General features: G+C 57.0%; 24 protein-coding genes. 7 read left to right on the forward strand and 17 right to left on the reverse strand.

Annotation, left to right across the window (positions count from 1 at the left end; translation table 11 throughout):
• Window positions 1–524: plasmid replication protein RepC (gene repC / locus MUU53_RS11800; RefSeq protein ID WP_247261083.1), on the forward strand; the 524-nt coding region annotated here is incomplete at its 5' end.
• Window positions 525–617: 93 nt separating this feature from the next.
• Here repC and MUU53_RS11805 read toward each other — a convergent pair.
• From MUU53_RS11805 to MUU53_RS11820, 4 genes are all read right to left on the reverse strand, one after another.
• The gene (locus MUU53_RS11805) at window positions 618–1,232 is read right to left on the reverse strand and encodes a helix-turn-helix domain-containing protein (protein ID WP_227705943.1); all 615 of its coding nucleotides are present in this window, start codon (window positions 1,230–1,232) and stop codon (window positions 618–620) included.
• A gap of 181 nt (window positions 1,233–1,413) precedes the next feature.
• Entirely contained in the window at window positions 1,414–1,836 is a 423-nt protein-coding gene (locus tag MUU53_RS11810) for a hypothetical protein (RefSeq protein ID WP_052114301.1), read from the reverse strand.
• Window positions 1,833–2,204: a hypothetical protein gene (locus MUU53_RS11815; RefSeq protein WP_052642551.1), complete on the reverse strand. Its 372-nt coding sequence runs from the start codon at window positions 2,202–2,204 to the stop codon at window positions 1,833–1,835. The genes MUU53_RS11810 and MUU53_RS11815 overlap by 4 nt, the downstream gene beginning before the upstream one ends.
• A gap of 76 nt (window positions 2,205–2,280) precedes the next feature.
• On the reverse strand, window positions 2,281–2,973 hold the full coding sequence (locus MUU53_RS11820; protein WP_376909612.1) for a ParA family protein: 693 nt from the start codon (window positions 2,971–2,973) through the stop codon (window positions 2,281–2,283).
• 561 nt (window positions 2,974–3,534) lie between these two features.
• On the opposite strand from MUU53_RS11820, the gene MUU53_RS11825 reads away from it, so the two are divergent.
• The 3 genes from MUU53_RS11825 to MUU53_RS11835 are packed head-to-tail and all read left to right on the forward strand — an operon-like array spanning window position 3,535 to window position 6,636.
• Entirely contained in the window at window positions 3,535–3,936 is a 402-nt protein-coding gene (locus MUU53_RS11825) for a DUF6290 family protein (protein ID WP_052114300.1), read from the forward strand.
• Window positions 3,937–3,939: 3 nt separating this feature from the next.
• Complete coding sequence (locus MUU53_RS11830) at window positions 3,940–6,417, forward strand: relaxase/mobilization nuclease domain-containing protein (RefSeq protein WP_247261084.1); 2,478 nt, start codon at window positions 3,940–3,942, stop codon at window positions 6,415–6,417.
• 6 nt (window positions 6,418–6,423) lie between these two features.
• Window positions 6,424–6,636: a hypothetical protein gene (locus MUU53_RS11835; protein ID WP_052642558.1), complete on the forward strand. Its 213-nt coding sequence runs from the start codon at window positions 6,424–6,426 to the stop codon at window positions 6,634–6,636.
• A gap of 7 nt (window positions 6,637–6,643) precedes the next feature.
• On the opposite strand, the gene MUU53_RS11840 is transcribed toward MUU53_RS11835, so the two are convergent.
• The 13 genes from MUU53_RS11840 to MUU53_RS11900 are packed head-to-tail and all read right to left on the reverse strand — an operon-like array spanning window position 6,644 to window position 19,568.
• On the reverse strand, window positions 6,644–8,731 hold the full coding sequence (locus MUU53_RS11840) for a type IV secretory system conjugative DNA transfer family protein (protein ID WP_247261085.1): 2,088 nt from the start codon (window positions 8,729–8,731) through the stop codon (window positions 6,644–6,646).
• Window positions 8,728–9,750, reverse strand: coding sequence for a P-type DNA transfer ATPase VirB11 (gene virB11, locus MUU53_RS11845; RefSeq protein ID WP_247261086.1), 1,023 nt, complete (start codon window positions 9,748–9,750; stop codon window positions 8,728–8,730). The genes MUU53_RS11840 and virB11 overlap by 4 nt, the downstream gene beginning before the upstream one ends.
• The gene (gene virB10, locus MUU53_RS11850) at window positions 9,731–10,942 is read right to left on the reverse strand and encodes a type IV secretion system protein VirB10 (RefSeq protein WP_247261087.1); all 1,212 of its coding nucleotides are present in this window, start codon (window positions 10,940–10,942) and stop codon (window positions 9,731–9,733) included. Before virB10 ends, virB11 begins: the two co-directional genes overlap by 20 nt.
• Window positions 10,942–11,754, reverse strand: coding sequence for a P-type conjugative transfer protein VirB9 (virB9, locus tag MUU53_RS11855; protein ID WP_037093757.1), 813 nt, complete (start codon window positions 11,752–11,754; stop codon window positions 10,942–10,944). The genes virB10 and virB9 overlap by 1 nt, the downstream gene beginning before the upstream one ends.
• Window positions 11,751–12,443, reverse strand: a complete 693-nt coding sequence (locus MUU53_RS11860) for a VirB8 family type IV secretion system protein (RefSeq protein WP_037093755.1) — start codon at window positions 12,441–12,443, stop codon at window positions 11,751–11,753. The genes virB9 and MUU53_RS11860 overlap by 4 nt, the downstream gene beginning before the upstream one ends.
• A gap of 33 nt (window positions 12,444–12,476) precedes the next feature.
• Window positions 12,477–13,505 (reverse strand): TrbL/VirB6 family protein, encoded by a 1,029-nt coding sequence (locus MUU53_RS11865; protein WP_037093751.1) that lies wholly within the window; start codon window positions 13,503–13,505, stop codon window positions 12,477–12,479.
• Between the two features lie 4 nt (window positions 13,506–13,509).
• Window positions 13,510–13,728, reverse strand: a complete 219-nt coding sequence (locus MUU53_RS11870; protein WP_246251533.1) for a hypothetical protein — start codon at window positions 13,726–13,728, stop codon at window positions 13,510–13,512.
• A gap of 10 nt (window positions 13,729–13,738) precedes the next feature.
• Window positions 13,739–14,437 (reverse strand): type IV secretion system protein, encoded by a 699-nt coding sequence (locus MUU53_RS11875; RefSeq protein WP_037093749.1) that lies wholly within the window; start codon window positions 14,435–14,437, stop codon window positions 13,739–13,741.
• A 14-nt stretch (window positions 14,438–14,451) separates the two neighbouring features.
• Window positions 14,452–15,543, reverse strand: coding sequence for a lytic transglycosylase domain-containing protein (locus tag MUU53_RS11880; protein ID WP_037093748.1), 1,092 nt, complete (start codon window positions 15,541–15,543; stop codon window positions 14,452–14,454).
• Window positions 15,540–17,999 (reverse strand): VirB4 family type IV secretion/conjugal transfer ATPase, encoded by a 2,460-nt coding sequence (locus tag MUU53_RS11885; protein WP_227705950.1) that lies wholly within the window; start codon window positions 17,997–17,999, stop codon window positions 15,540–15,542. Before MUU53_RS11885 ends, MUU53_RS11880 begins: the two co-directional genes overlap by 4 nt.
• A 3-nt stretch (window positions 18,000–18,002) precedes the next feature.
• On the reverse strand, window positions 18,003–18,302 hold the full coding sequence (locus MUU53_RS11890) for a VirB3 family type IV secretion system protein (protein WP_081950740.1): 300 nt from the start codon (window positions 18,300–18,302) through the stop codon (window positions 18,003–18,005).
• Window positions 18,302–18,649: a TrbC/VirB2 family type IV secretion system protein gene (locus MUU53_RS11895; protein ID WP_037093745.1), complete on the reverse strand. Its 348-nt coding sequence runs from the start codon at window positions 18,647–18,649 to the stop codon at window positions 18,302–18,304. The genes MUU53_RS11890 and MUU53_RS11895 overlap by 1 nt, the downstream gene beginning before the upstream one ends.
• 10 nt (window positions 18,650–18,659) lie before the next feature.
• Window positions 18,660–19,568: a lytic transglycosylase domain-containing protein gene (locus tag MUU53_RS11900; RefSeq protein WP_247261088.1), complete on the reverse strand. Its 909-nt coding sequence runs from the start codon at window positions 19,566–19,568 to the stop codon at window positions 18,660–18,662.
• Between the two features lie 225 nt (window positions 19,569–19,793).
• On the opposite strand from MUU53_RS11900, the gene MUU53_RS11905 reads away from it, so the two are divergent.
• From MUU53_RS11905 to MUU53_RS11915, 3 genes are read left to right on the forward strand one after another with little or no spacing between them, the layout of a single operon-like run.
• On the forward strand, window positions 19,794–20,402 hold the full coding sequence (locus tag MUU53_RS11905) for a hypothetical protein (protein ID WP_247261089.1): 609 nt from the start codon (window positions 19,794–19,796) through the stop codon (window positions 20,400–20,402).
• The gene (locus tag MUU53_RS11910; protein WP_037093741.1) at window positions 20,399–20,935 is read left to right on the forward strand and encodes a thermonuclease family protein; all 537 of its coding nucleotides are present in this window, start codon (window positions 20,399–20,401) and stop codon (window positions 20,933–20,935) included. The genes MUU53_RS11905 and MUU53_RS11910 overlap by 4 nt, the downstream gene beginning before the upstream one ends.
• Window positions 20,932–21,636: a thermonuclease family protein gene (locus MUU53_RS11915; protein WP_037093740.1), complete on the forward strand. Its 705-nt coding sequence runs from the start codon at window positions 20,932–20,934 to the stop codon at window positions 21,634–21,636. Before MUU53_RS11910 ends, MUU53_RS11915 begins: the two co-directional genes overlap by 4 nt.
• Window positions 21,637–21,643: the final 7 nt, after the last annotated feature.

The raw sequence follows: 21,643 nt of genomic DNA on the forward strand, positions 1-21,643 counted from the left end.
AGTTAGATTCTCAAAATATGGACGGCAATGCTGTTCAAAATGGCTGTCACATACAGAATTCAAAACCCGAATCCATCTATGAACTTGAACCTAGCTCTGGAAAAGAGCAGGGCGGAGCCGTCGAGCTGGAAGTAGCACCCAAAGCGGTTGCTCAGCCGTTGGCAAAGCCGGAACAGATGAAGGCGTTCCCGCTGTCGATGGTCCTGAAAGCCTGCCCGCAGATTTTGGATTACGGGCCCGGGGGGGTGATCTCCCATTGGCGCGAGCTGATGGGGGCCGCGGTGGTGGTTCGATCAATGCTTGGTGTTAGCCCGTCGGCTTATGAGGAAGCGTGTGAGGTGATGGGGCCGGAGAACGCGGCGGTTGCTATGGCTGCAATCCTGGAGAGGGCAGGGCATATCAATTCGGCAGGTGGATATCTCCGCGATCTCACGCGTCGAGCGAGGGCAGGGGAGTTCGGGCTCGGACCAATGCTGATGTCGTTGATGCGCGCCAATACGAACGGAGGCCGGAAAGCAGGGTGAGGGGCTGTGCTGACGCACTAGGGTGAGGTCTCGATGGAAAAGGCCTGAAGTCACCCTTCCTACATTGACAGCACGTACGACCGGTTTCAGCTCTCATTCGTCTGTAGGTGTTTCGGTTGTAGATGACTTGCGACCTGGTGGGCGACCAGGCGGACGGCCTCTCCTGCTGGCTCTCGCAGCTTTTCGGTTCAAGCGTTGGCGTTCAGCCTCAGCTTGCGCTTCAGCCTCCGCTTCCGCTTTCTGTCGAGCCTCAAGAACATCGCTTGGCGTCAATTGGCCAACTATGCCAATCAAACTGCGTATGGTGTCGTGGGGGAGGTCATGAATAAGTCTGAACAATTCAACCCGATCATCGGCCTCTTGAGGATCTTTGCCGTAAAGATGAGGTGCCGCAGCATGAATCATCTGCATTGGCAGGAAACCAAGGAGCTCGGAAAGGTGGATCATTCGTGATACGGTGAGGCGCGAAATGTTCAGTTCATAGCGGCTATAAACCACTCGTGCGAGACCAGCCAAGGTCGCGAAATCACTCTGGGTCAAACCAGTTTTCGCACGTTCGTCTAAGAGGAATGCGGAAAGCTTTGCGTCGATCTCCCCGAAGCTGACAATACCGTCGAAGCCCTCCTGGCGGTACAAGGGTCTCTGGAAATCTGGATCTGTGGTCTCAACCAGTTCCCTTGAATTGATATAGTCGGATAGATTCCGCACCGTCGGTATTCCCTCAGTCCCCAAATCCGCCAGTGGCAGATATCACGCACCATAACGTGCCATTAAGGCACTGTCATCCTGCGCGCCAGTCACACAAACCTAACAATATTGGGGGGAATGATCTGTAACATTGCTCTCCTAGGATCGAAATGCGCAACTCAGAGGCGCGTTGTGCCTCGAGTCAAGTTTGACTGCGAGCATTCCTGTTCACCGCCTTCGCAGCAATCAGATTCCAGCTTCGGGCATTGGGTTGAAAAATGCCTTCGAGGATCCTCTCCTCGCTGACCCAACTCAACTTCACGCGCATTTCGCAAGCTAGGGAGAACTGGTCGATGCTGATGCATCTTGTGATCCGGATCTCAGACTTCGGTCCGTGTTCCTCGAAGTCCCACATTGCAAACCGGAACAGCTCGCGTTTGGCGCGATCGTCCGTTGGCCAGTCGGTTTGCTTGAAAGGCTCCGGTGGAGCGGCGCCGACACTGAGTAAAGTTCTCTTTATGGCGGGAATATCGATCCCGACCTTCTCCGTCGCTTCAGGGTTGATCACAAATCCAAGGGTTGCGCCTAGCGCCACCCCGCCCAGGAAACGAAGGTCGAGGATCAATAACCATTATCCTTCAGAAACTGGTCGATCGCGGCCTTGACGATCACCGTCATTTTCAAGTCGTTTTCAGAGGCTGCTCGCTCCAGACGTTTCTTAGTATCGTAATCAAGGGGGCAGTTGACGAAGTGTTTGCTCTCCCGCGCTTTATTCTGCTTCAGCTCCTGCAGTCGTATTCTGGATGCCTCACGCTCTAACGATCTGCTCGTCGCTCTCTCCCGGCGAGCTTCCGGTGATGGCAGAATCAAGCTCGACCGTTGTGGCACTTGAACGTCAGGGACCTTCGCGGGAGCTTCTTCGATAGCAACCTGGTCTGGATGATCGCTGGCCACCAAGTTTTCTGCTTCGTTGTCTATAGCCGGCTGAGACATTGAATTGGGCACATTCCCCCGTGACCGTCGCGGTGCAACGGGAAAATCAGATATACTGGAAGTCCCTTTAGCCATCTTACGCCCTCTTTTCCTCGTTTGTCAGGAAACGTTCAATTTCTTGCATCATGCCCATAACCTCACTCCGGGCCTTTCTGACCGAGTCGCTGAGCTCAAGCATTTGCAGTGTCCCATATCCCAGTCTGATGTCCCGATAGGGGTTTCGCTCATACAGCTCGGTATCAAGGAGGTGTGAATCATATCCCTGCTCTTGCAGGTTTGCGATGAAGGGGCGGATCAGGCGGTAAGCTTCCAGTGAGCGGCCGGGGAGAGTGATCCGGGTTCTGAAGTTGAGATGTGGAATGTTTCGCCCGGTACGATCGCAGGTGTCAGCCACGTCCATTGCTGCCTGGCCGGCAGCAAGGATCTCGTCTTGGTTTGGCTGGATCGGGGTCATAACGATGTCCGAGCCGGCGATGATCGTGTCCCGTAGCACGGTGTCTTGCCCAGGGGAGTCTATCAACACGACGTCAAACCCGGCGGTTTCGTTCTCCAGAATATGCTGAAGTGATGCGTTAGTTACCGCCGTTCGAAGCTCAATGCCGTCTGGCCTGTTGTCCTTCGCCTCTGAACGGGACCACCACTCATTCAGGTTTTGTCGTCCGTCTGCATCAACCAAAAGCACTTGCTTACCTTGAAGCGCATATTCCCCGGCGATCAGGATTACGGCGGTCGTCTTCCCCGCGCCACCCTTGCCGCTTACCAGCGACATGCAAATTGCCATTTCACGATCCACTTCCTGTCTAAGACTTCAACCCGTCCCCTAGCGGTCCGACGTGTGTTCGATCGGAACATCAGTATCGTCGTTAAGATCTTCACATCGAAGAGAACCTACCATGTGAAAACACGCGGGTTAAGATCAAAACGCGCGTGTGATCACACGCTGTTAGACATCAATAAAGCCACACGAGTTGGTCGTGTGGCTTTTACAACTGTCTGGGTCGAGTGGTGAACCCCGGAGCCGCGTGAGGCCGTCTTTGGCGCTCGCACGGAGGGCGCAAGGGCGAAGAGCGAAGCGTCCCTTTCGCCTGAGTACGAGGGACAGACGAAGGCCTTCAGAAGCGGTTTTGGCGGTGAACCCTGGTGAGCGTTCCAACGGAAAGAGTGCGAAGCGAAGCGGAGCCAGTCGAGAGGTGAAATTTGATTGAAATTATGGAGTAGTGCTTTTGGTTATGGGTGGCAGGATACGCAAAAATGTTTTACATTTTGCATTACGATCGTGGGACAAGCCCACGATGAGGGTCGCAAAGCTCCAGGAAGGCCGAGTTGATTGATGAGTGAGGACACAATCGAAGTGCCGACAGCCAAGCAACGCAAGGGGCGTCTAATCAACGTCCGCGTCAGCGATGCAGAGCATTCGGCAATCGAAGAAGCGGCAAAGTCGGCCGGTATGAGTGTGTCTGCTTTTTTCCGTTCGCTGCTCCTCGAGGGGGCTGGCGTTCGACCCCTTCTGACTGCGGAAGACAGGTTGATCATGGCCGCGTTGCTCGAAGACATGCGGATGATCGGCATCAATTTGAATCAGGTAGCCCGCTCCCTGAATGCAGGAAAGGGTGTCCATCCCTCAGAGCTGGACATCAACCTTGGCAACGTCCAGCGGATTCAGGCGGCTGTAATGAGTGAGCTGCGGACACTTTCGCGCCGTGCCGGGCATGAGCGCCGAGGCGAGGTGTAGGCCGTGGAGTTCTTTTTCGGCACTTTCACAAGCGAATGGGAGCAAAGGCGCGCGGCGCTATTGCACGAAATGACGCTCGGCGGCCGTGGGAGGGCTGTCGAGGAAGAGCTTGAGAAGAGACTGAAGAATCTGCAGCATCAGGTTGGGATGTCTAAAGGCGGGTCGGGATCTAGGGGAGGGGTGAGAACTTCGGCATTCAATGTGTCATCGCCTTCGAGGACGATGGCTGCCGGTTCGGGTGCTATGCGATCAATGGACGTTCGTCTTGCGAGCGTTGCCAAAGGGAGCCAGCCAGCAGTTGTCAAACTGGCTTCCTACGGTGGTGGCGCCCGCGTCGGCTCGATGCTCAACTATGTTTCCAGAGGGGGGGAGCTGAAGGTTGAGAACGAGAACGGCGAGACGTTGCGTGGCCGTGAGGAGCTGGCGCGTCTCCGTGGCGATTGGGATCACCTTTTCCAAAACAGGACCGAGAGCCGCGATATCGGCGGGTTTAGCGTCGAGGTGAGCGTTTCCGGCGGCTCGAACTCGCATGAGCAGGTACGGGACATTCTCAGCAGTGGCTTTGGTGATCGACGCTACGCTTACTCTGTCGAAACCCGAAACGACGGATCGCTGAAGGTCGAAGGCTATGTTGTGTTGCGCAGCGGGCAGGGCGAGCGGCTGACGGCTGACGCGAAGGCGGCCGCCATCGTTCAGGAGCGTTTCAACGCCAGCGCCGTTGCGAAAGAGGCCCCCGCAGCTTTCTCGTTCACAGGCTATGGCAATGGCGTGGAATATGGCGCTGCCAAGTTGCGAGACTTGATCGCGCAGCGGAACGACGTTCGAGACGATCAGGGACGTTCGATTGCCGATGACAAGGCTGCGGGCGACCTGGTGCAAAAGGAATGGCGGGATGAGCTGCACAGCCGCAAGAGCCGTGACGTGATGCACGTGATCATGTCGGCCCGTGCCGGCACGGATGCTGTCGCGTTCGAAGGAGCTGTTCGCGACTTCCTGGCTCAGCAGTTTGCGGGCCATCGTTACGTTTTCGCTATGCACGATCCGGAGAACGATCCGAAAGAAGCAGGGGAGGGGGGCAAGCGGCCGCATGTTCATGCCCATGCCATCGTTACTATGCGTTCGGAATCGGGCGACCGGATCGAGACGACTCCGGCCACCTTCCGGCAATGGCGTGAGGTCATGGCCGAGAAGGCGCGTGACCACGGCATCAATATGGAAATGACCGATCGGCGAGAGTTCGCCACGCCGCCAGCTTTCACGCGAAATCAGGTTCGCGCCGTCAAGCATGACGGTCGAACCGAGCATGTCGGCACCAGCGATCCGGCGCAGGCGCGATATGACGCAAAGCGAGCTGGTCGGCGCGTGGTGGCGACGAGCCAGAGAAGCCGCCAGTACATCCTAAAAGCGCAGGAGACCTGGCAGAAGATTGCAGTTAACGCCGGCGACACAGTGGTTGCGGCCTACGCCGCTCAGCATCGCTCCTATCTGGAAAACGGCCTTACCCAAACGGATCAATCGCCTGCTGGTGCAGTCATTCATGCAGATTTCGGCGGTGATTACCGCTCCAATATGGTAGCAATCAGAGACATGTTGTCGGAGGCAAAGGACATGCGCGAGCAGACACGCCCAGAGTTCGAAGCGTACGAAAAAACGGTTGAAACGGCTCTATTCAACCTTCAGCGCAGCGCTGGTCCAGAGGACCGGTCAGGCTTCGAGGAGGTTTCCTCCCTCGCTCGCGAGATCGTCGATCTGCGCAGGCAGATGCTCGAAATGAAGGAGCGTGGGCTTGATGAGCAGGATGGTCGAAACGCTGCTGGCGACGTCTCCAGAGAAAGTCGTGCCGCGCCGGAAATAACGGCATCTGAGGTGCAAGAGCAGACGAATGCTAACCCCCAGTGGGAGGCAGCTGTTGCCAAGCATGGAGAGGCTGTCGTTGAAGCTGGTAACGATGCGATGGCAAATGTGGAACACTATCGCTCCGGCCTCGCCCATATCGAAGCCGGCGAGCTCGGAGACGAAAACCGGGAGCAGTATGAGAAGGGCCTTGAGGCTTCGCTTCATCATGCAGCTCAACTCGCCGCTACTGGAAACGGCTATCTCCGGGATGTTGCCAACGAAGATCCGGAACTGCGCGCGGAGATCGAGACCATTGAAAGCAATGAAGAGCGTGGGGACGAAAACAAGTCAAACAAGCAGCCGATAACAGCGGATACTGCCGACGATCGCCAACGCGATCTCAGGGTGGATCTGGAAGAGGAACGTCCGATCGGGCAAGCGGAGCGTGAGGCTCACCAGCTCGCTGAGACGGTGGACGCTACTCAGAGGCAGCAAGATCGTGTAAACAGAGACAGGGAAGCGGCCAAGCAGGGCGGCGAGACCACGCGGACTGATCCCGCGCAACAGCACATTCCTCGTCTCGGGGAGTTGGAGCGTGAACAGGTTGAACAGAGGGAGCGTAATCGGGACGACCGTGATCGCTAAAGTGTCATGCAGGACGGTAATCAGAACACCTACCTGGTGGAAGTAAACGACCCCAAGTCTGCCGATATCGTCGGCAAGATGATGGTGTGGGGTATGGTTTCCGTTGGGATCCTCGCGATCCTGATCAAGGTCTACGGGACCGTGATCGGCTGGTATCATGCTTCTGTGGCTTGGCTAACAGAGGCGGGTCAGTACGCAGCCAGCTTCTGGCCCTTCTGAACCTGAATTAGCGGCCGGCCTGTTCCATGATTGGATCAGGAACGGTCGCTGCGAATAGCTCTTCCAAGCTCTTCCTCTTGCGCGGTGATTTGCCTTCGGCTTTCCGTTCGACGACCTCCCTAAGGCGACTAACCCGATCATTGTGCGCTTTTTCGATGTCGTTCTCTGAGACAGGTGTTGTGCGCTTTTCGGGAGCGGGCACAGCTGCCTTTGCAGGTTTCGGAGTGCCGCCGGCGCTGACCTTCTTGTTGGCCAAGGCGGAGGGATTTACAACGCGAGCGGGCGAGGTGGAGGGCACTGGCTCTTTCGGAGCCTCCTCCTGGACAGGCGCCCTCGGCTCCTCCGCTTTCGCCTCAGTCACAGGCTTTATCGCTTCCGCTTGTTCAACCTGTTCCTGGCCTGCATTGGCATAGGCTGGCGTGGTCGCTGGAACTGGTTTAGGTGGCAGGTAATCGACAGTTGGAACGGTCGGTATGTGCGTCTGAGAATAGGCCTCCGCCTCCTTGAAGGGCTGCGTCTTAAAGAAGCGCAGCTTCTCTCCAAAGATTGGCCGCTGACCCTCCACCAGCAAGATCATCTTGTTCTCGGGCATCTGGCGCACTTCCTGCGGCATCATCAGGTCCCGATCGCGAATTTGCTCGACCTTTGTTCGGCGCGGGAGGCCCATAAGCTCGATAGTGCGGGATTCAGACTGATATCGGATAGTTCTCTTGCCAAGCGCGCGGGAAGCATACTCTGCCGTGGCCTGGTCATTGGCACCAAGGATGAGCTGATAGCCGCAGTTGCCAAGGAGCGAATGTCGCGACGTCTCACCATAGATCTCATCCAGGTTCTTCAGGTCCTGGATGATGAAGGCGAGCTTGATCTTATAGCCGGCCACGTAGGGCAGCTTCGTCATGATCTCGTCCATGCGCTTCAGCTGGCGAAACTCATCCAGCAGAAAATAGACCGGCACGGAGTTGGGATCATGCTCAAGGGTAAGTATGTCCATCACCTGTTGAACGAACAGCGTCAGCAGCGGCCTAAGAAGCGTGATGTCGGTGATGTTCGGGGCAAGGTAGATCGTGATAGGGCGACGCTTCATGGATCGAAGGTCCATGTCGGTCATGTTCGTTGCGGCCACAACGCGTTCGTTCTTGAACGGCCTCATCGCCTTCTGGATATCAAGCAGTGCCGAGGCCGCGGCCCGATCCGAGAGAGACAGGTATGAATTGAAGCTCTCCATCGTGAACTTCGACAGGTACGGCTCCTTCTCCTTGATGTACTTCATCAAGGCCTGCAGATCGGTCCCGCTGTTGAAGAAGGAGTTGATTTCGCCGAGGTTCCTGCGCCCTTTGTAGAAGGGGCTTTCGAGAACATAGCTGATGGCGCCGGCGAGAACCTGTTGAGCTGTGGCCTGCCAAACGGAATTCTCGGATTCGGTGTTCTCCGGTACAAGAATGCTGGCGATATTTTGAATGTCAGTCGTGCGATTGCCTCGCTCCGGACGAACGAAATCCAAGGGATTATAGCTGTTGGTCGTCTCGGAACCCGGCGCGAACAAGAAGACCTGGCTGCCGTTGCGCTTCCGATAGCCGGCGGTTGCCTTGTAGACCTCGCCCTTCAGATCCGTGACGATCATAGAGCCTTCGTGCATGAGAGCGTTGGGGATGACGTAGCCCGCGCCCTTACCGGATCGCGTCGGGCCAATAATGAGGTGGTGGCGATCGTCATACGCGCGGAGGACGTTGCTCCCGATGCGGCCGAATATGTGACCTTTCTTGCCAAACCACTTCCCGCGCCGAAGGGTTGCAAGATCCTGAAAGGCCGCATCACCCAATGGATTGCTGGTAGGTTTGAGCCCAAGGTAAGCAATGAGGCCTGATACGAGCAGCGCGGGCACTACGGAGCCGAGCGCGACTTTTTGTAGGGAAGGGGAGGAGCTATAGGCCCAGAACTGCTGAATTGGCGCGAATGGGTTTGAGGTAATTGTCGCCTCGAGGATCCTACCGTCACCGTAGAAGAGCTGAAGCCCCGCCCCGTACGCCAGCATCCAGACTGCAAATGCGATCAACAGGCAGAAGAACAGATAGAAGGCCTGTAGCCCCTTACTCATGATGCATCCCGTGCGAAGTAGATTTCGGAAACCCCGCGCTTGCCGCCTTCCCGCCTGAGCTGGATCACGATCGGAATGACCATTTGGATGTAGGACATCAGATCCTGCTTGGAGTAGCCGGCGGACATGCCGGACTGTTGCATCATCATGGCGAGCTGTTCATAGGCGCCGAGCGGCGTATCGGCGTGTACTGTCGACATGCTGCCCGGGTGGCCTGTGTTGATGGCGCGAAGGAATGAAAATGCCTCAGCTCCACGAATCTCGCCAACAAAGAGGCGATCCGGCCGCATTCGAAGCGCCGATTCAAGAAGGTTTTGAATCGTTACGTTTGCAGTGCCTTGCCCACCCTTGGAGGCGATCAGGTGGACCGCGTTCTTCTGTGGTGGGAATAGCTCACGAGTGTCTTCAAGCGTCAGGATCCGCTCATTCAGGTCTACAGAGTTCAGGCACGCGTTCAGAAAGGTGGTTTTGCCCGACGACGTGCCGCCACTGATCAGGATCGAAACCCGCTTCGTTATGGCCGTATGAATGAAGTCGTAGATCTTCTCCGCACGTAGAAAGGCGATCAGCTCCCGATCCACGTCGCTTAGGCCCCCGACAGCAACCGAGACTTTGTCGAGAGAGCCGTTGTCACGGTAGTCCTGCAGAGAGAAGTTCTGCACAACCTGCTTACGGATAGTGATCGACCCACCGTCAGGTGCTGCGGGCGGCAAGACGACCTGGATACGTTCGCCGGTCGGCAGTGCTGCGCTCAGGATCGGATTAGCGGCGTTGAGGAACTGCTTTGTCGCTGCGGCAACCCGCTCGCCAATGTTCTCGATCTCGCGTGCCGTCAGAGCCACGATTTCATGATGCTCCATGTGATCAGCACCGAAGCGCTCAACATAGACTTGGCCTGGCCGGTTCACTGCAATCTCAACCACCTTCGGGTCATCGAGAAATTGCCTGATGGGCTCCAGAGACCGGTTCAGGAAATAATGAGGATCATGAGCGGTCGTGTTACCTACCATAACGTTCACGTTTGATCTCCTTCATCGCTTCCGTGACAGGATCGTCGTACATGGCGCTGAAATCGAGGTCCTGGCGAACATAGACAAAGATCCGCTCCCCTTGCGGTACGCTGATCGTTGGCGGGATCCTCAAGTTTTCGGCAAGGACCGTGTTCGCCATGTCGCTGAAGGTCTGCGCGATCGTTTCTCGCGCCAATTCAGCACCTCTTTCGGCGTCATCGTTTCCGGAGCTGGAGTCGCTACCGTATCCGGTTAGATAGCTTGCACCGCCTCCGACGATCGACAGCAAGATTGATGCGCCAAAGCGCTCACGGAACTTGTTGTCGACATGACCCGTCAGGCCTGATCGCCCGAGGCTGTCCGTGCCGATGGAGTTCAAGCGCACCGACACGCCGTCATCCCGAATCAGCCTCGTCCACACAACAAAGACCCGCTTCTGCCCCCGCGTAACTTCGGACTGATATTCCCCGATCAGGCGTGTTCCTGTTGGGATCAGGACACGCCGCCCATCGAAGGAGTAGACATCCTTGGATGTGATGGCCCGGACCTGGCCCGGAAGGTCGCTGACGATCGCCGTTTCCAAGATGCCGGGGATCAGCGTGCCCTCTGGGATCATGGCGTCGATGCGCTCAATCTGCCGGGCTTTGGCGGAACGATCACCGATCGCACTCGCTGAGGACAGGTACTGGCTGTTGCGATCCTCGCCAGCGACGGTCAAAGGCGTGCCGCTGTTCGAGCCATCGAGCGTACCATTCGCGGATCCTCCCAGGTTCTGGTCAAGCGTGATTAGCTTTGACCGAAATCGCTCCGGAAACACCTCTTCGGCGGGCGGGGGGGCGCTCGCCGGTTGAGCGACTTCGGGCGGGGGAGGCACGTTGAATTCAGTGACGTCCACCGGCGGAGCTGGCGGCGGAGGAGGCGGAGGTGGAAGTTCCAAGACAGGCTGTTCGGGTGGTGGGGGAGTGGGTTCTCCATCGCGCACGAAACCGGGCGGCCGGAAGGTCGTGGTACGGAACTCCTCCTCACTTTGCGGGCTTTCAGGCGGGCTTTCTCCGGACGTGGCGAGCACCAGGTACGCGGCGAAGACGCCAGCCAGCAAAAGGGCGGCCATGCCGACCGTTTGATTGCGCTTCACGTTTCGATTGCTGATTTCGGCCTCGTCGGCCGCCGCCATTGCGTCGAGTTCAGGGCTGCGCTTCATTAGTTGCCGCTCCTCCTGCGTTTGCTGGCATCAGGATCCGGTTTCGGAGCCATGATGTCAGGATCAGGTGCTGCAAAGTCCGGCTTGCGGAGGTTGAAAATGCACGTCCACTGGTTTCCGTCCCGGAGCGTGTATTGCGTGGCTACGCCGTCAACGACGATGTATTCGCCTTCCTTGCGGAAGTTTCGCAGGGTCTCGGAGAAGTCGGATTGAACGGCAAAAATGGCAGGCACGGTCCCTCGGCCGAACTTGAAAAAGGTCTTCTTTCCGTCATCGAAGACCATTGTCGGCTTCAGCGCCGCGTCGCCCGAGAAAGAGTAGTCAATATTGACGTTCGCTTTGTCGATGCTCGAAATGTTCGGGTTAGCTGCCCGAAACTCAGCCTCCTTCCGCAGAGACTCGTTCAGGTTCTTCTCCGGATAAACGAAGCGAATGCCGAAGACCTTTTTCCCTGCTTCCGGTGCATAGTCATTGAGCTCAAGGAAGTAGATCCTCTTTGAGGTCACCACGTTCATGTTTGTGGAAACGTCCTTGGCTATCGGCTTGACGAAAAGGATGTTGCCCTTTTCGGACGGGGCAACCTGCCAACTGTCGGTGTCGCCAAGCGAGATCGTCTCAAACTTCTCATCTTCGTCGAAGATGATCATCGTCGAGATGCCGTAGGTCGCAGACACCTTCACGACGTTGTTCGGCTGATAGACAACACTGGTCACACGCGCATCCAGACTGCCAGGGCGGGGCTGTTGCGCCGCATAGGCGTGAGTCATCGTGAGAGCGGCGATCGACGCCGCCAGTAGGAAGCCATATTTCACTGCTGGCCTCCCGAGGTCACCGTTTCCTGATCACGGCGGTAGTCATAAACCTGGAAGCCCAACGGGTTTTCGAAGCGCCATTCGTTGCGCTCAGGCGTATCCGTGTAGCGATAACGAACGATAGAGATGAAATGGCGCGTGATGACGTCTGAATCAGAGCGCTCATGCGTCGAGAACCGGACGAGCGCCGTTGTCGTGTTGGGGAAGGTGACAGACTTTATGTCGACGGTGATCGACTTGTTTTTGCCGAGCCGGCGAGCTGGATTGTCAGGGTTCGCGGCACTCCATTGGGCCTGGAGGTCGCGCGCTGCGTCGCCGGTGGAGAGCAAAGCTGCAATTCCAAAGTTCTGCTCGATGGCAAAAGGATCATAGCCCTCGCGGGATCGAATGTAACGGACGACATTCGCCTGAGTGACCGCTTGCTGATCGGTGATGTTCGATGTTCGAGTCAGCCCTGTCTTGACCTCAATGTAGCCAGTGTTCTTGTCGACCTCGACAATGTACGGCTCGAAGCTCTTGAGGGGCACGAGCATCACCAATGCGGAGAGCGACAGGATCGTGATGCCGCCGAAGATCAGCGTAATCAGCCAAGCGAACGCCTTGGACCGTTTGGCCTTTTTGACGATCTCTTGTTCCCAACGGTCCCCATCCTGAAAATAGCTCCGGAGAGCATCGTTATTCTCTGCCATGTATCCTAGCCCTTAATTCCCGCCACCAGTTGCCTAGTTGGGCAGACTGTTGTTGGTAATTCTGTTTTGCATCGCTTCTGCTGCACCGGCGTTTTGGATGTTTTCCCTCATGCCGGCATGGGTTCTGGCGCGTGCGGCCATTCCTAATTCTCCAGCCCTCCCGGCTACAGAACGTGTCGCGGTCAAAGCTCGTGCCGGCAGCGCAACACCGGTAGCGTAGCCAACCGATCGAGCGATCTGCCCAACGCCCGTTGCCACGCCCCCGGTAATTCCCTGGGCGAGAGTTTGAATGTTGAAGAGGACAAAAGCGCCAGCCGCACAGATCAGGACGAAAGCCGAGATATCGTCTAGCTGGATCTCGTTCGCGGATGCTGCCGCTGCGACCTTCTGCAATTCAGCGTCCATGGTCGTGATGAGAAAGGCGGCGACCACGTAAACGAAGAGCGGAATGATCGCGTACGTCAAAACCTGCTGGAACCAAGCCATTCCGTACTGGCGTGTGGAATCAAACAATAGGCAGGCGATAAAGATCGGTGCAGTGCCAAGCAGCACCCACATCATCACTTTTGCAAGCACGAGGATGGCAAGCGCAACGGCAATGAACAGCCCAACCGCCAGCATGATCAGGAACCCTACGAGGCCCGGTAGAATGGCGAAGTAGCCTGACTGCTCCGCGAATGCTGCTGCTGCCTCATTCGCCGTCTCCCAAATCATGGAGAGGCCGTCTGTCGGCTCAGTTATCCCGGTACTGCTAGCCGTCAGGAGCGCCCGCCCCACGTCTTCCGGCGTGTTGTTCAGCCAGTCGTAAAAGAAGAGTTGGAAGTTGCCCCACTGATCAATGAAGGCGACGATAAGCATCATCCGCACGACCCGGCCGACGATCTCACCGACGCTCACTCGCGCGGTCCCCATGACGAGTTGAAGTCCGTAATAGGCGACGTAGGCAATAAGCATGATCGTCAGCAAAGGCATGATTTCGTCGCCAACGACCTCATAAGCCCGTTGGGAGAAATTCCGCCCTGCATCTTCAAGAGCCTCAAGCAGGCCGCCTAGAAAGTTCATGGGGTCACTGCTCTCCGCTTGCAGCGAAAGCGTCGATCGCCGCCAGCGCTTCCGATGGGTTGCCATTCACGCTGGTCATTGGGCCACATTCCTGTCGCGGATCCTCGGCGTAGGATGTGAGGTTTGCCGGCCTCTTGCATGGTGCAGTCTTCTCTTTCGGAGCACCGGCGCAGCCAGTTACGCCGGCGGCAACCAGAACGGAGAGGAGCACAAAGCCTTTCACTCGAAATGTCTTAGTCACCGTAGGTCAGCGCCTTCTTGGTATTGGAGATGTCGACAAGGCGGCGCTGGTTTTGAGCCTGCAGGGAGCCGACCGCCCCATTCATCACGCCAATCATTTCGTTGATCGTCAGGCCGGTTTGAACCTGCAGCTGCGTGTTCTGATCGATGGACCCTTTGATGTCTTCGGCCTGGCCGATCTGCTGACCTGCCTGCTGGAATGCCTGTGTTCGCGACTGAACGGCCTGTTGCGAGCCGGTGACTAGGGCAGCGACTCCAAGGACGGTCTTCATCATCTCTTCGTAGGACTTGTCGCCGGAGAACGTGCTGTCCGCCTTGCCAGACAAGTTCTTTACTAGCTGAAGGCCGTTGATGAAGGTGGTGGCAATCTGGCCGATGTCACCGCCCATGCTGCCGAAGTTCGGGACTCCGCCCTGCATGAGGCTGTCGAGTGACGGCATCTGAGAAACGCTGAACCCTTGACCAACGGCGAGGTTCTGCATGGGATTTGAAACGCTCCCGCGATCCCCCGTGACGGCTTTAAGCGTCTCTTCTACCGTCTTCAGAACCTCCTTGTTCGTATCCAGGATCTGATCGGTCGTCTGAGAGGTTTCCGTTGCAATCTTCAGGTTGGCGCTGTCGATCACGGGAACCTGTGCAAGTGCGGTAGACGCCATCGCTAGCGAAAACGCAGTCAGAAATGCTCTTTTCATGGCCGTTCTCCTTGTCATTCGGCGCTCAACATCAGCTTCATGTCAGCCTCTGGTTCGAGTTTTCGAACGCAGGCCTGTTCCTCCGGATTCCACTCAAGCTGCAGTTCCTTGTCGCAGAGGTCAGCTACCTCGCGATCGTCTTCCTTCTCGTCTCGCTTGTAGTCGCTGGACCGCGAAGACCCCGAGAGCCCGCCCAGATCGAGTGCATTTTGAGAATTCATAAGCTCCGCCATCGTTGTTCCGAGGCGGATGACCTGGTTCATCATCTCGAGGTTCGCATTGCGTGCGCCAGAATTGTGGTCCCAGCTGTCTTGGATCGTGCCGCTTTCCATCTGGCCGAGTTGCTGAAGCCATGACGCGACGTTCCCGCTGTTTTCGGAAATCGACTGGCTGGTTGCCATTGAGTTGATCGTTGCGTCTCTCGCACCTGAAAAGCCCGACGTGCCTCCGCCGAAGTTTTCGGGGATGTTCGACACATCGGACCCTCCGAACTGGGGCATCCACTTGCCTTTGATCGCGGCTACATACCCCTGCGTTTCCTTGAACGGAGGGATGCCGCCATACTTTCGAACGTTGCCTGGCCCCGCGTTGTATGCGGCAAGGGCGAGGTTGGTATTGCCGTTGAAGGTACGGAGCTGCTGCTTCAGGTAGCGTGCGCCGCCGCGGAGGTTATCCTCGATGTCGTGAGGGTTCACGCCAAGATCCTTGGCTGTGCCCGGCATCAGCTGCGACAAGCCCATGGCGCCGACAGGCGACTTTGCGCAGGGATTGAACCGGCTCTCCTGGTAGACGAGAGACATGAAGAGGGTTTCGTCTACCCCTTCCTCACGCGCCACTCGCTTCACGAGCCCGACAATCTCCGGATTGGCTTGTGCTGCCGAGGGGGCGTCACCTCCGCGCCCCGGCCGGTACATCGAGCAGGTGACGCTCTTGCTCACGGAGTGCCGGCGACTGTCTGTTTCTTCGATCTGCTTCGTCGTTTCATTGCGCACCGCATCTGTTGAAGTGAGGGCGCCATCCGTAACAGGAACCTGCGAGGAGGCGGGGGGCGCTGTTCCCCAAGCCAAGGCTGCAACCAGCAGCGTTAGAGTCCGACTGTTCCTCATTCGGCCTTCTCCCATCCGCAGAATTTCGCCAACCAGTTTTCGGGTTCGTCTCCGTACTGCTCGCGAAGTGCCGCGCACTCCTCGATCGTCTCCTTGCGTCCTGAAAGCACCTTCACGAGATCTGGCATTGTCGACAGATCGAGACGCGCAATGACAGAGTCGTTGCCATGCTTAATCAGGAAGGTTCTCTTTTCAGGAGGCGTGTTCTTGATGAACTTGAACTCCTTCACCGTCAGGCCGAAGCGCTTGATGTAACTCTCTTCGTCAGCCCGTGGGTTCGGGAAGTGGATGTTGGTCGCCGATTGCTCAATGAGCGTGTGCGACGCTTTGGATTTGGTAATGTCAGCAGCCGACTGCGTACCAAAGCCCACGATGCCGTTGAGCTTTCGGATCGTCTTCATCTTGTCGACGATGAAGGCGCTGAAAGTGTCATCCATCAGCAGCTGCCAGCCTTCATCCATGAAGAACATGACGGGGTTACCGTCCAGCAGCTCGTCCAGCCGATGGTAAAGATACATCAGCGCAGGGGTTCTTAGCTCCTCGTTTCCGAGGATGTTGGTCATATCAAAGCCAAAGACGCTGTGACCCGAGAAGGACAGGACGTCATGGGGCGCGTTGAACAGCCAGGCTTTTTCGCCTTCGATCCAAGGGCGAAGCCGCGAGTATAGATCGTTGGCATCGGCCTTGGACCGCCCCATCAAGAGGCCGGCAAGATTGGGGAGGTTCCGCTGAGCTGCCGGCTCCTGCATGATCCGGACGATTGCTTTTTCCAGCGTGTCCTCGTCCTCTTGCGTGAAGTCGGTGCGACGATCGCCGCGCAGCATGGCCTTGAGCAGACGGACCAGAAATTCCCGGTTCTCGCCGGTGTTTTCCAGTTGCAGCGGGTTAAAGCCCGTGGGTGTTCCCGGAGACAGAACCTCGTAGGCTCCGCCGATCGCCCTGACGAAGATCTCAGCCCCCCGGTCCTTGTCGAAGAACACGGCGCGAGGCGTGGGTGAAACCCGCATCGCCTGAGCCAGCAGGAAGGTCAAACCTACGGTCTTGCCGGATCCTGTCGGACCAGTCACCGTGAAGTGCCCGATATCGCGACGGTGGAAGTTGAACCAGTAGGGGGTTTGTGAGGTCGTTTCCAGAATGGTGATCGGCAGGCCCCAATGGGTGCGATCCGCTTGTCCAGTCGCGAAATTATGCATCGAGGAAAGGCCGGAGAAGTTGGCGCTCGACAGCATAGCGATGCGGGAGATGTAGGAGCGGTTTCCCGGCAGCTGCGCCCAAAACGCCGCTTCAAGATTGAGATCCTCCCGGAGCCAGTTGATGTTCATGTCGGTGAGGCAAGCGCCAAGTTCCGACACGCAACGGCTTAATCCCTCGAGGTCCCGCGAAATGCACAGAAGCGAAAAATGATGGAAGCCGAATACAGCCTCCTGATTGAGGAGGCTGTTCAAAGCATAGTCGATGTCGGATTCGACCGAGCTACCTGCTTCGTCGGAGGCCTTGATTTGGCGTTGAAGGCGACTGATCCGCTCTTGTGCAATCGGCTTGTCTGCAAGGGTAAAAGACTGCGTCAGGATGAACTCGTGGTTCACCTGCAGCAACCCATCCAACATGCCGGGACCAGTGAATGGGGGATATTCTTTGATCGAGAGTAGAGCGGCATAGCGGCTATCTTCTTCCACCGCCGCTTGTGCCTGCATCGTCCGCTTTGAAAAGTGAAGCCGTGAGGTGCCGACGTAGTTGCGAATTCCCATGCGCGGAAGCCGCATCTTTCGCGGCACACCGCAGGTCAGGATCGTGTTGAAGAACTCGCAGGGCTCCGAATACGGATCGCCCTTAGCGTCTTCTCCATCGATGTCCTTTTTCGCTGTATCGTCTGATTTCTTGCGATACGTGATGCCAAGCGGCTTTGCGCCGTACTTGTGCAACTCTTTCACGATATTCCCAACCAGCTCTTCGAGGTCGGTCACGTCTTCACGGGTCGCTTGGGCCCTGGCCTCCTTGTTCGAGCGTTCAAAGATCCGCTTCAGCGAGTCGCCGAGGCCAAGCGCCCCTTTCATGCCCGAACGCACGATCGTCAGGTAGATTTCGTTCGTGAACATCCGCTTCTTGCGAAGTTGGTCCATATAGCGATCGTTCAGGATCTCGCAGAAGGAGGAATCGAACGAACCGCCGATTTCGGTCTCGACCTCACGACGGATTACGGTCGACCAAAGAGAATAGCGGCTCGAACCTAGTGCTCGGATCATGGTGTTCTGCACAACAGAACGCATGTTCAATTCGGCCTGGTCCTCCGTCTGGAAGAACAGTCCATCAAGCTTGATGACGCTGATCAGGGTTCCATTCTCGAGCCCGATGACCGTGTCAGACACATGCCGCATATAGGGGATGTGAACGGACATAGGCCGCTCGTTGCCGGCGACCTTCCCAAACCCAAGCTCTTCCTTGACGACTTTCAGCATCTACTATGGTCCGTATGAGTTGGTGCCCCAAAAGCGCTTGTTGGGAGTCCTTGGCGTCTTGCGGGACGTGACCTGCAGGACGTCGAGAATCTTGCTGTCCCAGGCACAAAGCGAGAAAAGGACAAGGTAGGCGGCTGGCGCGATCAGCAGTGCCGCCAGATGGTTCGTCACCAGCCACCCAATGATTGTCACGCCGATGATCAGGACGACCGCCATGTAGGGCACGCCCCATAGCGTCGGAGAACGGGTCAAGCCGATCACCAACGGCGTCAAAGCTGGCTTCTCGTCCTGAAAATCGCTCATCAGCCGCCGCCTACCGACGAAATCATCTGGTCAACGATGGCAGGGGCGCCGAACACGAGACCGATGCCAATGACGACGGCTCCGGCCGTGAACCACGAAAGCCTGCCGGCAAAGGCAAGGAAGCCGAGGCCAATCACGGCGATGATTGCCATCAGACGTCCAAAGGGGCCGGTGATGAAGTCAACGATCATCTGTACGGCTGTCTGAAGGGGTGCGAATGCACCGCCGCCGCCACCGCCAGCCTGTGCAAGCGCTTGATCAGCGCCTGCAACCTGCAGGGCTGCCACCAAGCCAATGACGGCTACTGCCTTCAATGCCCCGGAATGCCGGGAAACGACGTTCTTCATAGTTCTCTCCTTAAAAATGCATCACGCCGCCGACGAACTTGCCGGTCTTCTCCACAGTGATGACTCCGGCATCGCTGGTGTTCTTTGCCGCCATGTCTCGGACGATCCCGCTCGCCTTCCGTTTGCCGGTTGGCATCGGTAGGCCAAGCTGGAAATTCACGACCTTTGCGACATAGCCGACGGTTTCTTGGAATGGCGGAACGCCGCCATATTCGTAGATGCGCCCCTCCCCGCTGTTGTAAGCGGCCGCGACCAGAAGCGGGTTCTGAAACTCATCGAGCAGGAAGCGGAGGTACTTCATCCCGCCCTCGATGTTTTGAGCGGGATCGCAAATGTCCTCAACACCGAAGCGAGCCGCCGTTTCGGGGATAAGCTGCATAGGTCCGCGTGCGCCTTTCGGTGAATTGCGGATCTCATCGAAGCGGCTTTCGGCCCAGGCAATCGCAACCGCGAAGCCCTCATCGACGCTGTATCGGCGCGCAGTGGATGCAACCAGCGCTTTAATCTCGTCAGGTGACAGGGGCGACGGCCCGCACTCTCCAACGGGAGTTCCTGCCCCTAGATTTTCGGGGGTATCACTAGATGTAGTATCTAGAGTGGGAGTTTGGACAGGCTCAATGCGGCCGGTAGCGCGCTCCGAGACATCAAAATATGCGCTGACAGACGCATCAATTTGATGCTCTTTGGCGCCCACATCTTTCGACGTCGTTGCGCCCAATACTTCAGCTCCGCCCTTCGTGACAACACCGTTTGCACCAAGGACAAATTCCTTCTCTGATGTCTCGACACCGCTCCAGCGATCTTCGAAGTTCGTGACAAGAGATTCCTCGTTGATTGTCACAGAACCGTTGTAATCGCTGGAAATACGCCCTGTTGTGGCTAGGTCTTGTGACGCAGCAGTATTGGCCGCGAGCAGCACGGATAAAGCTGCGCTAGTCAGGGTTCGCGGGCCTAGATACCCTGCATAGACAGTGTTTTTATCCATCGCACCCGCCCGTCAAACGGTGTTGTGATCGCCACGAAAACCGACTAGAGTTAATGCACTCATGATACCGATTTGATGCACTCTTACAAGTTTTCTGAACGGTGTTAAACCCTATTTTGCAGGGTCAACAATCGCACTACGGATGGTTAGGGCTAAAATATGAAACAGGCCATCATTCCCGCGCTTCTAAGTTGCGCATTGGCAACACAAGCGCTTGCCGCTCCTGCGGTGAACAAGGACTACATCAGGTCACTGGCGGCGCCGGGCAAGACGGTTCTTGTCGTCGAGTATTACGACGGGACCGGCAAAGTCGCTGATCGCAAAGGTTACGCCACTGCCAATGGCTTCAAGGCTATCTCGGCGACTGAGTTTCGCGTCGATGAATCGACAACGTTGCATCTGTATGGCGTTCAGCCCTGCAGCGGCGATCTGGTCAATCGCGCAGAGGACTATTCCGGGACTTGCGAGGAGTTTGGTACGCAGCAGCTGCAAACGATGCTGCAGAGCCCCAAGGTTCTGTTCTGCAGGGCCTTCATCAGCGAGCAGACTGCCCCCGTTCAGGATGTCACTTGCTACGGCTACTATAACTATCCTGGAGCAATGGACACGGTTGATAATCTTGAGGAGCAGCTTCTGTCGTTAGGAGCGGTCCGCCTGACTAAGAAAGCCGATGGTTCATTCGAACGTCCTGATCTCACGGAGGCTCAGGAAATCGGCCAGAAGGGTTCCTACGGCATGTGGGCAGATCCTCGGGTGAAGGCGCAATGAAGCTTGCTGCTGCACTCGTCGCGACTCTACTGCCCTTTGCAGCCAATGCCGCACCTGAAGGGTACTTCGATCTTGCTCCCGGCATCACCTTGGAAACGGGGGACACCTGGATCTCGAACGGAGAACGGTTTCGTCTCTATGGCATCCAGTCCTGCTTGCGCGGCACTGCCTACACGGATGGTCAGGGCAGCAGACAAGATTGCGGCGAGGCATCGCTTGCGATGTTGGCTGCCTACATCAAGGACACCAAACCGATCTGTGCCCCCGTGGCGAAGCTTAACGGCATCTCATATGTCGTTTGTTACGCCACGGTTGGCAGTCAAAGGCTCGACCTCGCGCAGATCATGGTGACAAGCGGCTATGCATTCGCTGCCTTGAAGACCGATGGTCTCCCTTATCATGCCCCCTACGCCATAGCCGAGCAGCTTGCTCAGCAAAAGAAGGCCGGCCTTTGGCAATTCTCCGACGTTCAGCATCCTTCCATCCTGCTTAGTCGTGAGGCGAACCAGCGATCGAGGAGCGCCCAGCCATGAGAAGCCGCCTTTTCCTTTTTATCGCCGCAAGCTCTTTGGCCCAGCCGGCGCTTGCCGCCGATCCGATCTATCAGAACTGGCACGCCCTACGCGGTCAGGCTGCGCCTCCAGTTGCTGCTGCTGTTCGGTTGCCGACGTTCAAAGGCCCGGTAACCGTTCTTGACGGCCGCACGCTATGGTTCGGCACGCTTGGCAATGGCTATAAAGTGAGGTTGGCTGGCATCGACACCTGTGAGCTTCCTCAATGGGCTTTGAACCCAAAGTGGACCAACCGGGACAAGCAACAGGCCCCTACCCCCGTTCCATGCGGTCCCTTCGCCAAAGCCTGGCTGAAAAGGACTGTCGGAAACAGACCCACGACTTGCGTCGGTCTGGCCTACGCGAACGATGGGATACCCGTCGCACAATGCACGACTAACGGTGTGGATCTCGCCGCCGAAATGCTGCGCGTCGGTTGGGCTCGTCTCGATTCCCCTTACATCAACGCCCAATATTACGCTTATCAGACCAATGCGATGGCCGCCCGGTATGGGATGTGGGGAACCTACGTGTTGGACATGAACGAATGGCGCCGGAAAGCCGTCGACAAGACGCTAGATCGGCATCCGATCGCCGACTTCAATCTATTGGCCGAGAGGAAAAGCGAGATCTCTCCTCCTTTTGCTGATGCGCGAAACAAGCCGAAGAGGACAGACCGATAGTTGCCAG

It is taken from the genome of Affinirhizobium lemnae, assembly GCF_022968395.1.
GTDB lineage: Bacteria > Pseudomonadota > Alphaproteobacteria > Rhizobiales > Rhizobiaceae > Neorhizobium > Neorhizobium lemnae.